Origin of the sequence: Cohnella boryungensis (genome assembly GCF_042651945.1) — a bacterium.
In the GTDB taxonomy this organism is placed as follows: domain Bacteria; phylum Bacillota; class Bacilli; order Paenibacillales; family Paenibacillaceae; genus Cohnella; species Cohnella boryungensis.
On sequence record NZ_JBHSED010000035.1, the window covers coordinates 20,529 to 32,738 of the forward strand.

12 protein-coding genes are annotated in these 12,210 nt (G+C 56.8%); 10 read left to right on the forward strand and 2 right to left on the reverse strand.

What is annotated here, in order from left to right; translation table 11 throughout:
* The first annotated feature begins 98 nt into the window (after window positions 1-98).
* From tkt to ACFO1S_RS15610, 3 genes are all read left to right on the forward strand, one after another.
* Window positions 99-2,111: a transketolase gene (gene tkt / locus ACFO1S_RS15600; RefSeq protein WP_204605644.1), complete on the forward strand. Its 2,013-nt coding sequence runs from the start codon at window positions 99-101 to the stop codon at window positions 2,109-2,111.
* 27 nt (window positions 2,112-2,138) lie between these two features.
* The gene (ppnP, locus tag ACFO1S_RS15605) at window positions 2,139-2,453 is read left to right on the forward strand and encodes a pyrimidine/purine nucleoside phosphorylase (RefSeq protein WP_204605643.1); all 315 of its coding nucleotides are present in this window, start codon (window positions 2,139-2,141) and stop codon (window positions 2,451-2,453) included.
* A 102-nt stretch (window positions 2,454-2,555) separates the two neighbouring features.
* Complete coding sequence (locus tag ACFO1S_RS15610) at window positions 2,556-3,392, forward strand: YitT family protein (protein WP_204605642.1); 837 nt, start codon at window positions 2,556-2,558, stop codon at window positions 3,390-3,392.
* 51 nt (window positions 3,393-3,443) lie between these two features.
* Here the strand turns inward: ACFO1S_RS15610 and ACFO1S_RS15615 are convergent, their stop codons facing one another.
* On the reverse strand, window positions 3,444-4,379 hold the full coding sequence (locus ACFO1S_RS15615; protein WP_378127100.1) for an NAD(P)-dependent oxidoreductase: 936 nt from the start codon (window positions 4,377-4,379) through the stop codon (window positions 3,444-3,446).
* Window positions 4,380-4,585: 206 nt separating this feature from the next.
* On the opposite strand from ACFO1S_RS15615, the gene ACFO1S_RS15620 reads away from it, so the two are divergent.
* The 3 genes from ACFO1S_RS15620 to ACFO1S_RS15630 all read left to right on the forward strand — a co-directional run bounded on the left by ACFO1S_RS15620 (window position 4,586) and on the right by ACFO1S_RS15630 (window position 7,710).
* Window positions 4,586-5,935, forward strand: a complete 1,350-nt coding sequence (locus tag ACFO1S_RS15620; RefSeq protein ID WP_204605640.1) for a glucose-6-phosphate isomerase — start codon at window positions 4,586-4,588, stop codon at window positions 5,933-5,935.
* A gap of 205 nt (window positions 5,936-6,140) precedes the next feature.
* Complete coding sequence (locus ACFO1S_RS15625) at window positions 6,141-7,058, forward strand: hypothetical protein (RefSeq protein WP_204605639.1); 918 nt, start codon at window positions 6,141-6,143, stop codon at window positions 7,056-7,058.
* 19 nt (window positions 7,059-7,077) lie between these two features.
* Window positions 7,078-7,710, forward strand: a complete 633-nt coding sequence (locus tag ACFO1S_RS15630; RefSeq protein ID WP_204605638.1) for a YigZ family protein — start codon at window positions 7,078-7,080, stop codon at window positions 7,708-7,710.
* Window positions 7,711-7,715: 5 nt separating this feature from the next.
* Here ACFO1S_RS15630 and ACFO1S_RS15635 read toward each other — a convergent pair whose 3' ends face one another.
* Window positions 7,716-8,117 (reverse strand): secondary thiamine-phosphate synthase enzyme YjbQ, encoded by a 402-nt coding sequence (locus ACFO1S_RS15635; RefSeq protein WP_204605668.1) that lies wholly within the window; start codon window positions 8,115-8,117, stop codon window positions 7,716-7,718.
* A 246-nt stretch (window positions 8,118-8,363) separates the two neighbouring features.
* Here ACFO1S_RS15635 and cysT point away from each other — a divergent pair, with 246 nt between their 5' ends.
* Genes cysT through ACFO1S_RS15655 form a run of 4 tightly spaced genes read left to right on the forward strand, consistent with a single transcriptional unit; the run spans window position 8,364 to window position 12,148 of the window.
* A complete protein-coding gene (cysT, locus tag ACFO1S_RS15640; protein WP_378127197.1) occupies window positions 8,364-9,170 on the forward strand; it encodes a sulfate ABC transporter permease subunit CysT in 807 nt (268 codons plus the stop codon).
* Window positions 9,167-9,964 carry a sulfate ABC transporter permease subunit gene (locus tag ACFO1S_RS15645; protein WP_204605636.1) on the forward strand — a complete coding sequence of 266 codons (798 nt, stop codon included), beginning with the start codon at window positions 9,167-9,169 and terminating at the stop codon, window positions 9,962-9,964. Before cysT ends, ACFO1S_RS15645 begins: the two co-directional genes overlap by 4 nt.
* A 1-nt stretch (window position 9,965) precedes the next feature.
* Entirely contained in the window at window positions 9,966-11,030 is a 1,065-nt protein-coding gene (locus ACFO1S_RS15650; protein ID WP_204605635.1) for a sulfate/molybdate ABC transporter ATP-binding protein, read from the forward strand.
* Between the two features lie 41 nt (window positions 11,031-11,071).
* On the forward strand, window positions 11,072-12,148 hold the full coding sequence (locus ACFO1S_RS15655; protein WP_204605634.1) for a sulfate ABC transporter substrate-binding protein: 1,077 nt from the start codon (window positions 11,072-11,074) through the stop codon (window positions 12,146-12,148).
* Window positions 12,149-12,210: the final 62 nt, after the last annotated feature.

Genomic DNA, 12,210 nt, shown 5'->3' on the forward strand with positions numbered 1-12,210 from the left:
AAGAGCATGTTACAATGAAAAAAATGAGTAATAGCTGTACGATTTGCGGTGAAACCACCGGAAACGTACGTGATTAGAATTGAGGAGGGTTTTGATTCATGACTGTCAGCACGAAAACAATCGATCAATTATCCGTAACGGCTATCCGAACGCTTTCCATCGATGCCATCGAGAAAGCGAAATCGGGCCACCCGGGCATGCCGATGGGCGCTGCTCCAATGGGCTACCAACTGTTTGCCAAATCCATGAAGCATAATCCGTCGCAGCCGTCGTGGATCGACCGCGACCGTTTCGTGCTGTCCGCAGGACACGGCTCGATGCTGTTATATTCCTTGCTCCACCTGAGCGGTTACGATCTGCCGATCGAGGAGCTGAAAAACTTCCGTCAATGGGGCTCTCTGACTCCGGGCCATCCGGAGTTCGGCCATACTGCCGGCGTAGATGCGACGACAGGACCGCTCGGACAAGGGATCGCTATGGCAGTCGGCATGGCGATGGCGGAAGCGCAATTGTCCGCGACTTACAACCGTGACGGCTTCAATGTCATTAACCACTTTACTTACGCGATCTGCGGAGACGGCGACCTGTCCGAGGGCGTTGCTTCGGAAGCCGCTTCGATGGCTGGCCACATGAAGCTCGGCAAGCTGATCCTTCTTTACGATTCCAACGATATCTCCCTCGACGGCGAGCTAAGCCTGTCCTTCTCCGAGAATGTCGGACAGCGCTTCGAAGCTTACGGCTGGCAATATCTTCGCGTAGAGGACGGCAACGACCTCGACGCGTTGGCTAAAGCGATTGAAGCCGGTCAAGCGGAAGGCGGCAAGCCGACACTGATCGAGGTCAAAACGGTGATCGGCTACGGCTCTCCGAACAAAGGCGGCAAGGGCGGCCATGCAGGCCCGCACGGTTCCCCTCTCGGAGCGGATGAAGCGAAGCTGACCAAGGCGTTCTATGAATGGCCGCACGAAGAGTTCCACGTTCCGGAAGAAGTGCGCGCGCACTTCGCAGACATCAAGAAATCGGGAGAGCAAGCCTACGAGGCTTGGCAAGCGCTGTTCGCGAAATACAAAGCCGCTCATCCCGAGCTTGCCGCTCAATTCGAGAATGCCTTGGCCGGCAAATTGCCTGAAGGCTGGGATGCGGATCTGCCGTCCTACACGACGGAGGACAAACCGCTTTCCACGCGTGTGGCATCGGGCAACGCCCTGAATGGCTTGGCGGGCAACGTTCCGTTCCTCGTAGGCGGTTCGGCTGACCTCGAAAGCTCTACGATGACGCATCTGAAGGGTCTATCGATCTATAAACCGGGCAACTACGAAGGCCGCAACATCTACTTCGGCATCCGTGAATTCGCGATGGCCGCAGCCATGAACGGAATTATGCTGCATGGCGGTCTGAAGGTATTCGGAGGTACGTTCTTCGTCTTCACCGATTACCTGCGTCCGGCTGTTCGTCTGGCTGCGTTGATGGGTCTTCCGGTCGTATACGTGCTTACGCACGACAGCATCGCGGTCGGCGAAGACGGCCCGACGCATGAGCCGATCGAGCAGCTTGCTTCGATCCGCATTATCCCGAACCTGACGGTCATCCGTCCGGCTGACGGCAATGAAACTTCCGCTGCATGGGCCTATGCGCTGGAGAATAAAGACAATCCGGTTGCGCTGGTCCTGACGCGCCAAAACCTGCCGATCCTCGCAGGCACGTCCTCCGCTCGCGAGGACATCGCGAAGGGCGGATACGTGGTATCCGAAGCGGCTAACGGCCAGCCTCAAGGCATACTGATCGCAACGGGCTCCGAGGTGCAACTGGCGGTTGCTTCGCAGCAAACGCTGGCGGAACAAGGCATTCATGTGCGCGTAGTCAGCCTGCCGAGCTTCGATCTGTTCGAGAAGCAAGACGCGAGCTACAAGGAAAGCGTCCTGCCTAAGGCGATCAAAGCGCGTCTGGCGATCGAGATGGCTCATCCGTTCGGATGGGAGCGTTATGTCGGCGACAACGGCGCGATTATCGGCATCTCCACATTCGGCGCTTCCGCGCCGGGAGACCGCGTGATCAAGGAATACGGCTTTACGGTCGACAATGTCGTCGCCCAATTCAAGAAGCTGGTGTAATCCACACAGGGGAGCTGGAGAGAAACGATGCCGCAATTCAACAATGTATCCGTAGTGAAAAAAGCCAACGTATACTTCGAAGGCAACGTGACAAGCCGCATGGTTATTTTCGCCGACGGTACGAAAGTAACGCTGGGCATTATGCTTCCGGGCGAGTACGAATTCGGTACCTCGCAGAAGGAAATCATGGACATCCAGGCGGGAGAGCTTTCCGTTCTGCTTCCGGGCAACGACGAATGGCTGGAGATCTCCGAGCCTACGAAATTTGAAGTGCCGGCTAATGCCAGCTTTAAGCTGAAGGTGAAGACGGTCACGGATTATATCTGCTCGTATCTCGACTAATCGTATCCAGACAGAGTCGAACAACCACTGCCTCTATGCAATCGGCGGTGGTTGTTTTGCTTGGGGACGGATACCTCGGCGTAGGGCCAAGGGGGTTCCACGATGAAAAAGAGGCTGACGGAGTTTGCTATGCTTGCGGTGGGAGCGTTGCTGTTCGCGCTGTCGATCAATCTGTTCGCGATTCCGAACGAATTCGGCGAAGGCGGCGTAATGGGGATTACGATTATTATGTACTATTTGTACGAATGGTCTCCGGGCTTGGTCAGCCTGGTTCTGAATGCCATCCTCATGGCGATCGGATACAAATTTCTGGATCGGACTGCGGTGGCTTACACGATCGTGACTCTGCTGCTCCTGTCGCTGTTCTTGCAGGTGACCAAGGACTGGCGCATCGCATCGGAGGAGATCACCGTCAATGCCGTGTTCGGCGGGCTCTTCGGAGGGGCTGGGATCGGAATCATCATTCGGGCCGGAGGAACGACGGCAGGGTCCACCATTCTTGCCCGCATCATGAACAAGTACTTTGACTGGAATGTCAGCTACGCGCTGCTGTTCTTCGATCTGATCGTCGTATTCGCATCCTACTTTATCATTGGCGCGCAAGCCGTTATGCTGACCATCGTGATGCTGTACATCGCTACCAAGGTCATGGATTTCATCATCGAGGGGCTGAATCCGAAGAAAGCCGTAACCATCATCTCCAAGGAGCATGCGAGAATCGCCGATCAGGTCAACACCCTGATGGACAGAGGCGTGACGGTACTGCATGGACACGGTTATTACACGAAAGCGCAGCAAGAGATTCTGTACATCGTAATCAGCAAGCAGGAGCTCAGCATGCTGAAGAAAATCGTGAAGTCCAGCGACAAGAACGCGTTCATAACGATTCATGACGTACGCGATGTGTTCGGCGAAGGCTTTATCGAATTGTCGAAATAGCCAAAAGCAAAAGAAGAGGCCACCCCGGCCTCTTCTTTTGCTTTTGCAGCGTCAGGGAGCCTTGGCTGCGTCCGCCTCGGAACCCCCGATAGTTTTGCCAATCGAGCTTTCGTAGACCTTAGCGAGAGCGGCCAAGTCCAGCTCGCCCCAGCCTGCCGCCTGTCCGAGCTGAAACAGGCTTTTGGCGGATTCGAGCATCGGAGTGGAGACGCCGAGGGTATCGGTCAGGACGGAGGAAAGCTTAAGATCCTTGAGCATCAGCGCAAGCGAAAATTGCACGCTGTAGTCTCCGTCGATAATCTTCTGCCCCTTCAGCTCCGCCTGTTTGCTCGCGGCGCCGCCGCCCTGAACGATCCGCAGGAAGGCGGAAGCGTCGATTCCGCTTTTCGCGGCGATGGCCATCCCCTCGATCAATCCGGCGGCGTTAATGCCGACGATTGTGTTGTGGGCCAGCTTGGCGTTCGCGCCGCTTCCGCTCGGTCCCATATGAACGACCTCGCGGCCCATCGCGAGCAGGATATCCCGATGGGTCTCAATCGTCTGCGCCTGCCCGCCGGCCATGAAGAGCAGCGTTCCGTCGATGGCGGCCGGCTTGCTGCCGGTTACAGGCGCATCGATGAACTCCGCGCCCCGCTCTGCGGATGCGGCGGCTAGTCTTCTCGCCAGCTCAGGGGAGATGGTGCTGCTGTCGATGATGACCGTCCCGGGCTTGAGCGATGAGAACAGGCCGTCCTCGCCGAAATAAACCTCCTCAATCGCCTGATCGTTGCTGATCATCGTGAATATGACATCCGTCCGGGCAGCGATGTCCGTTGGAGAGGACGCGACTTCCGCGCTCAGCTCGACGAGTCTGTCCGCTTTACCCGGCGTGCGATTGTATACGAGCAGCGCGTAACCCTTGCGCAAGAGATTGGCGGCCATAGGCTCGCCCATTGTGCCCAATCCGATAAAGCCGATTGTTGGTGTCATGAGAATCCTCCGATCCAATGTGCTTTTCCTTCTAGTATACCACTAGAGGAATGGGAAATGGACAAACCCGCCAAGGAAGCCGGATAGCGTCCGTTCACCGTTTTTCCGCAATCTTCATCAAACTTTCATCGAAGCTTGCTTGTGCCGGACCGCTTTATTCAGTATTCTATATCTAATGTTTAATGAACTGACCGCACGAGGTCCAAATAGAAAGGGAGATGGCAATGAGCAATACGATTCAATTCGATTATTCCAAGGCGCTGCAATTCGTCGGCCAGCATGAGATCGACAACCTGGCGCCGGCCGTCAAGCTGGCTCACGAGCAATTACATAACGGTACCGGCGCAGGCTCCGACTACCTGGGCTGGATCAACCTTCCTTTCGATTACGACAAGGAAGAATTCGCACGCATCCAAAGCTCCGCAAGCAAAATCCAGTCCGATTCCGACGCGCTGATCGTAATCGGCATCGGTGGCTCATATCTGGGCGCTCGCGCCGCGATTGAAATGCTGCAGCACTCCTTCTACAACACGCTCTCCAAAGAGCAACGCAAGACGCCGCAAATTTTCTACGCGGGTAACAATATCAGCTCGACCTATGTGACGCACCTGCTGCAAGCGCTGGAGGGGAAGGACTGGTCGATCAACGTCATCTCCAAGTCGGGAACGACGACGGAGCCGGCGATCGCCTTCCGTATTTTCCGCGAGGCTCTGGAGCATAAATACGGCAAGGAAGAAGCCCGCAAACGCATCTATGCGACGACCGACAAGGCTCGCGGCGCCTTGAAGGTGCTGGCTACCGAGGAAGGCTACGAATCGTTCGTCATTCCGGACGATGTCGGAGGCCGCTACTCCGTTCTGACAGCCGTCGGCTTGCTGCCGATCGCGACTGCCGGAATCGATATCGAAGCGATGATGAAAGGCGCGCAAGACGCCGCCAAAGCTTACAATAATCCGAACTTGAGCGAGAACCAGGCGTACCAGTACGCGGCTGTCCGCAACGCGCTTTACCGCAAGGGCAAAGCCATTGAAATTCTTGTAAACTACGAGCCTGGCCTGCATTTCGTCTCCGAATGGTGGAAGCAGCTCTATGGCGAAAGCGAAGGCAAGGATTACAAAGGCATCTATCCGGCATCCGTAGACTTCTCCACGGATTTGCACTCGATGGGTCAATTCGTCCAGGAGGGCAACCGGATTATATTCGAAACGGTGCTTCAGGTCGGCAAGGTCGAGGAGCAGATCACGATCGAGAGCAGCAAGGACGACCTGGACGGGTTGAACTTCCTGGCCGGACAGACGCTGGACTTCGTCAACAAGAAAGCGTTCCTGGGCACGCTGCTGGCGCACACGGACGGCAATGTGCCGAACCTGATCCTGAATCTGCCGGACATGAGCCCGCACACGTTCGGGTACATGGTTTACTTCTTCGAGATCGCATGCGGCGTCAGCGGTTATCTGCTGGGCGTTAACCCATTCGATCAGCCGGGCGTAGAAGCGTACAAGAAGAACATGTTCGCCTTGCTCGGCAAGCCGGGCTTCGAAGAGCAGAAGAAAGAGCTGGAAGCTCGCCTGTAAGGCGCGAACGCTGGCAGCCGGGCGCTCCGCCGCTGTGTTGCGGCGGAAGACGCTCGGCAATGCGCAAAACAGAGGAAGGGTGCGTAACGCACTCTTTTTTTGTACGATCAGAAAGGATAAGCTTCAGACCTCCTTTATTCTCATCTGATTGCGCAATACAAAACGTGTGTTGCTCTTACGAGTACAGATAACGGGAGAGAGTCGGTTGGTCAAGCTGGAGACGAAAGGTCGGAAAGGCGGAGCGGCGTGGGGAGCGGCCGCCATTGCGATAGCTGCGACATGGTCAGCTTCCATAGAGTTATGGACGATCACGCTGCTATGCTGGGGGATCGTGGGGCTGACGTGGACGCTCGCGCGAAAAATCAGAGGCGAGATTAGCTTCAGGGAAGCGGGATATTCGATTGTCGGTCTAATTCTGGCGGCGGCTTGCTTGCAAGGGGCGGCGTATCTCGTAGAGGAAGGCTCGAGTCACGTGCAGACGGCTCCCAAGTATGCCTTGGTCTATTGCATAGGTCTGTTTCTGGTCATCGCTGCGGGATTGGCCGTGTGGCTGCTGGCGTCGGCAATTCCTTCGGCTGTTGCGGGGATGGGCTCCAGTCCGGGAAGAATTCTAGGGAAGGCATGGAGGATTACAAGCCGTAACAGGAGGATCTGGAACAGCGCTGCCGTCAGCGGAAGCCTGCATGTGGGCGCGATTATGGCGGGCAGTTCAGGTAATGTCCCGGCGGGGCTGACGTTGGGCTTGATTGCTGCGCTGGCGCAAGCAAATCTTATGGTTGTCGCGAGCAGCGTGGAGTCTGCGATATCCGTGACCGAGAAGCGGAAAGCTTCGCCGAGGGGATGGACAATCCTCCGCAATGCCTTCCTCATTGCGCACACCGTTTTGCTGCTCCTCTACGTGATTTTTTATGGGCTGATTGGCGACTGGGAATGGGCGACGGGATGGAGGCTTTTCCTGCTTATTCCTTATGTCTGGCTGTCCGGTGCCGTGATTGCGTTAATCGCATGGCTCATTGGCCGCGTGAAGGTGATTTACTATGCAGTGTTACTGCTTCTGGTCCTCGTATGCGCCGGACTGACAGGCCTTATCGTGGCGCTGCTAGGGGATCTGATCGTTCATTAAATTCAATACGGAGGTATTCATGCTCTCCAAATACAGCACCGTAAGGCAATTCGGCTCAGCCGAGGTCGTCATCAAGAAATCGCGCTTTATCGGTCATGCGAAACCCGCGGAATCCGAGGAAGAGGCGGTCGCTTTTATCGAGGAGCTTAAGAAGAAGTATTGGGATGCTACGCACAACTGCTCCGCATATCTCATCGGAGAGCGCGACCAGTTCCAGAAAGCGCTGGACGACGGAGAACCGAGCGGAACGGCAGGGCGGCCGATTCTGGAGGTCATCCGCAATCGCGGTCTGAAAAACGTCGTTGTCGTCGTGACCCGATATTTTGGCGGAATCATGCTGGGGGCAGGCGGACTGGTCCGGGCTTATACGGATGGAGCGGTTGTCGGCATCGATGCCGCCGAGCCGATCGTGAACGTGCTGCACCGGGAAGTGATCGTGGATGTCGATTACACCTGGTACGGCAAGCTGGAGAACGAGTTAAGAGGCAGAGGCTTCCGGGTCGGAGACGTGGCGTTCACGGATCGCGTGCGCGTCCAATGTCTTCCCGAAGCGGGCGAGGCGGAGAGGTTCCGGGACTGGATCACCGACCTGACGCAGGGTCAAGCGGCGATCGAGACCGGAGAGGAGAGATACTTCATAGAAGGCGAATGAACGGGCTAGCCCGCAATGAGCTTGATCCGATACTCCCGCTGCCGGGGGCCGTCGAATTCGCAGAAATAGATCCCCTGCCACCGGCCCAGAACCAGCTTTCCATCGGCAATGACCACGGTCTGCGATGTCCCTGTCGTAATCGCCTTGAGGTGAGCGGCCGTATTTCCCTCCGCATGCCGATACTGGGGATGCTCCCAGGGATACACCTCGTCCAGACGCATCAGCACGTCCCTCTTCACGTCGGGATCGGCATTCTCGTTAATGGCGATCCCGGCCGTCGTGTGCGGGCAGTAGACAATCGCGATGCCCTCGAAGATGCCTTGTTCCCTTACGGTAGCCGCCACCTCCCGGGTAATATCGATTATTTCGTCGCGGCGCGACGTCCTCAGCGTTTCCTTGAGCAGCATAGACAGCCCTCCCGTTTTCCCCCGATTATACCACGTCTTCACCAGATCCCCCATTTGCGTTTCACCACTCATAAGGCCCTCGAATAGGTTACATTAGTTTTTTTAATAAAAAGGCGTTTATCCCGGTCATTCCTGATTGACGGGAGAAGTCGTTTTCTGGTAAAGTAACAATACCTACTAAATTAATAGGAATTATATTGTATACAGCTCTCAAAGCTGCGGGAGGTACACGTCAACGTGAGTTCCATGCTGCAGGGTCGCTGGTGGAGCTGGGGATTTCGCAGCGCCGTCATGCTCTATTTCGTCATTCTGATCATCTTTCCGATCTTGGGTATCTACGGTCAATCCTTTTCTTCGGGATGGGCGGCTTTCGCCGAAAATATTACGGAGCCGCTGGCCTGGAAGGCGGTCATACTCACAGTCAAGCTGGCGCTGGTGGCCACGGTGATCAATATGCTGGTCGGCACGATGTCGGCCTGGGTGCTGATTCGCTATCGGTTCCCGGGACGGCGGCTGCTGAACAGTCTGGTTGATCTGCCGTTCGCGCTTCCGACCGCCGTAGCGGGACTGATGATCCTGCTGCTGCTCGGCCCCCGCAGCTTCGTCGGGGAGTGGGCGGAGCGTCTGGGCTTCACGATTCTGTTCCACCAGCCGGCCATTGTCATCGCGATGGTATTCGTTACTTTTCCTTTCGTCATCCGAGCCGTGCAACCATTGCTCGAAGAGATGGATAATTCCGAGGAAGAGGCGGCGTATACGCTGGGCGCGACGAAGGCGAAGACCTTCTGGCGAGTGGTTCTGCCGAATATGCTCTCGGGCATTCTAAGCGGCGCGATGCTGGCCTTCTCCAGAGCGCTTGCGGAGTTCGGCGCGGTCGTGCTCGTGGCGGGCAATATTCCGGGCAAGACGCTGATCGCCTCGGTATATATCTTTGGAGAGATCGAAAGCGACAATACGATCGGAGCTACGGCGGTCAGCGTGCTGCTGCTGACGTTCTCCTTCCTGATTCTGTGGACTGTGAATTACGTGCAGATGAGGAGGAAGAACGGATGAGAAGATTATGGATCAGCTTGACCGTTATCGTCTTCAGCCTGCTGCTGATCATCCCGGTGATCCGTATCGCCATGGGTGCCTTTAATGAAGGCTTCGGCGGCTTTGCGGACGGACTGGCTCGGCCTGAGACGCTGCATGCGCTTTATATGACGGGATTGATTGTCGTCATCGTCACTCTGGTGAACACCTTATTCGGCGTAATGCTGTCGCTATACCTTGTCAGGGCCTCCTGGCTTGGCCGCAAGCTCAAGCAGCTGCTTAACAGCATCGTGGATCTGCCGTTTGCCGTATCGCCCGTTATCGGGGGACTGATGATCGTGCTGCTGCTCGGCCCGGAGACGGCGCTCGGAGCGCTGTTCAACAAAGCCGGCATCGACATTGTCTACGCGCTTCCCGGCATGATTATCGCAACGCTGTTCGTTACATTCCCTCTTGTCGTCCGCGAGGTGATGCCTGTTCTTCAGGAAATCGGCCACGCGCAGGAAGAAGCCGCCTCCACGCTGGGAGCGGGCGCCTGGACGACCTTCTGGAGAGTGACCTGGCCATCGATTCGCTGGAGCGTCGTATACGGCGTCGTCCTGACGGTCGCCCGCTCGCTTGGCGAATTCGGAGCGGTGCTTGTCGTATCCGGCAATATTCTATTCAAGACCCAGACGGCGACGACGCTCGTCTATCAGGATGTCGAGAACTTTAATCTCACCGCCGCGAATTCCATCGCCCTGGTGCTGGCAGCGGCTTCGGTTACGTTGCTCTTGTTCATGGAGTGGGCCAAATCGAGAAGGGAAGTGCATTGAAATGCATATCGAGGTTCGCGGGTTAAAAAAGAAGTTCGGCGATTTTCAAGCGGTATCGGACGTGAACTTCGAGATTGAGAAAGGGCAGCTCATCGGCCTGCTGGGCCCGAGCGGCGGCGGCAAAACGTCGATCCTGCGCATGCTGGCCGGATTGGAATCCGTCGATGAAGGAGATATTCTGTTTCACGGCAAGCGCGTGAACGAGCTTCCTCCACAGGAGCGGGGAATCGGCTTCGTGTTTCAGAACTATGCCCTGTTTAAACATATGACCGTGACGGACAACATCGCTTTCGGTCTGGAAGTGAAGAAATGGCCGAAGCCGAAGATCAAGGAGCGGGTTGCCGAGCTGGTCGAGCTGACCGGCCTGTCCGGCTTCGAGAAGCGTTACCCGCATCAATTGTCCGGCGGTCAGCGCCAGCGCGTCGCTTTCGCCAGGGCGCTCGCTCCCGAGCCGCAGCTGCTGCTGCTTGACGAGCCGTTCGCCGCGATCGACGCGAAGATTCGCCACGAGCTGCGCTCCTGGCTTCGCGAGATGATCGATCGCCTCGGCATTACCTCGATTTTCGTGACGCACGATCAGGACGAAGCGATTGAGGTAGCCGATCAGATCATGATTATCAACAAAGGGCGGCTGGAGCAGAAGGGCACGCCGTGGGAAATCTACAAAGATCCGGAATCGCCTTTCGTAGCCAGCTTCATCGGCGAGTCGACCATCGTGGAGGACGTAGCGGCCTTGCGCGGCTTCGGCAGCGCATCGGGCGCGCCGGGAACGAAAGCGCTGATTCGTCCGGAATACGTGGAGATCGGCAAGTCCTCGGACTTCGAGCTGTTGTCCGCGACGGAGACGGGGCGCGTTCGTCACGTGCATTTCCGCGGAAGCGAATGGCTGGTCGAGGTCGAGATCGGAGCGACTAAGTTGGTTACTTACCGCTCGCTGGAGAAGCAGATTTTACATCCGGGAGACGAAGTGCAGGTGCTGATCCATAGGGCTTACCTGTTTAACGATAACGATAGCTGGGTCATGGAGAACAAATTGAAGGAAGATCCAATGCCGGTGCACATTTAAATGGCCGGAAGGGAGCCTACGCAGGCACCGGGAGGTTAGTCATGAGGACGGGAATCCGCGAGTTAAGCCGCTTGGCGTTATCCGGCGCGGCTGCTCTGTTATGCATCTTGCTTCTGCTTTCCGCTTGCGGAAGCAATGGCGGAGAAGGCGAGGCATCGCCGGGAGCTTCGGCTCCGGCCGGAGACGTTACATTGGTGCTGGGCGCTTATTCCGTAGCCAAGGATGCGCTGCAGGAGATCGTTCCGGCATTCCAGAAGCACTGGAAGGAAAGCACGGGGCAAAGCGTCTCGTTCCAGGAATCGTATGAGGCTTCCGGTACGCAAGCGCGCTCGATCATCGGCGGGTTCGATGCCGACGTGACGCTGCTGGCGCTGGAAGGGGACATGGATAAGCTGGAATCCGCCGGGCTGGTGTCCTCCAGCTGGAATGCATCCGCCAACCGGGGAATGATCACGCGTTCCATCGTTGTATTGGGGACGAGAGCAGGCAATCCGCTGGGAATCAAGGACTTCGAGGATCTGACGAAACCCGGCGTGAAGGTGCTGTACCCGAACCCGAAGACTTCCGGAGGCGCCCAGTGGGACATCAACGCCATCTACGGCGCGGGCTTGATGAAGTCCGAGCGGCAGACGGGCACGAAGGATGCCGCAGCGGCCAAGCGGTTTCTGGAGGACGTTCATCGCAATATCGAATCGATGGACAAAAGCGGCCGGGCCTCCATGGCGGCATTCGAATACGGGGTCGGCGACGTGATCGTAACCTATGAGAACGAGCTGCTGGCCCGAATCGCCAAAGGCGTCGACTACGATATCGTAGTGCCGCCAAGCACGATTCTGATCGAGAATCCGGTCGCGGTGATCGACCGGAACGCGGATCGGCACGGCGTGCGGGAGGTGGCCGAGGCATTCGTGAGCTACCTGTACACGGAGGAGGCTCAGAAGCTCTTCGCCAAGCACGGCTTTCGGCCGGTGGACGAGACATTGGCCGAGGGGATGAAAGCGCAATTCCCGCAGCCGCCCGAGCTGTTCACGATTGACTATCTCGGCGGCTGGGACGAGGTCCGAGACACGCTGTATTCCAAGCGAGGCGTCTGGTATCAGGTGCTGGCAGGAAAATAACAAGCGCCGATGTTGGTAAATTACAGCTTTTGTGGGAAAGCTATTCCCCGCGAAGCTGTTTT

Bases quoted from the DNA above. Each gene is read 5' to 3' on its own strand.
- tkt (WP_204605644.1), top strand. From the start codon at position 99: ATGACTGTCAGCACGAAAACAATCGATCAATTATCCGTAACGGCTATC.
- ppnP (WP_204605643.1), top strand. From the start codon at position 2,139: ATGCCGCAATTCAACAATGTATCCGTAGTGAAAAAAGCCAACGTATAC.
- ACFO1S_RS15610 (WP_204605642.1), top strand. From the start codon at position 2,556: ATGAAAAAGAGGCTGACGGAGTTTGCTATGCTTGCGGTGGGAGCGTTG.
- ACFO1S_RS15620 (WP_204605640.1), top strand. From the start codon at position 4,586: ATGAGCAATACGATTCAATTCGATTATTCCAAGGCGCTGCAATTCGTC.
- ACFO1S_RS15630 (WP_204605638.1), top strand. From the start codon at position 7,078: ATGCTCTCCAAATACAGCACCGTAAGGCAATTCGGCTCAGCCGAGGTC.
- ACFO1S_RS15635 (WP_204605668.1), bottom strand. From the start codon at position 8,117: ATGCTGCTCAAGGAAACGCTGAGGACGTCGCGCCGCGACGAAATAATC.
- cysT (WP_378127197.1), top strand. From the start codon at position 8,364: ATGCTGCAGGGTCGCTGGTGGAGCTGGGGATTTCGCAGCGCCGTCATG.
- ACFO1S_RS15645 (WP_204605636.1), top strand. From the start codon at position 9,167: ATGAGAAGATTATGGATCAGCTTGACCGTTATCGTCTTCAGCCTGCTG.
- ACFO1S_RS15650 (WP_204605635.1), top strand. From the start codon at position 9,966: ATGCATATCGAGGTTCGCGGGTTAAAAAAGAAGTTCGGCGATTTTCAA.
- ACFO1S_RS15655 (WP_204605634.1), top strand. From the start codon at position 11,072: ATGAGGACGGGAATCCGCGAGTTAAGCCGCTTGGCGTTATCCGGCGCG.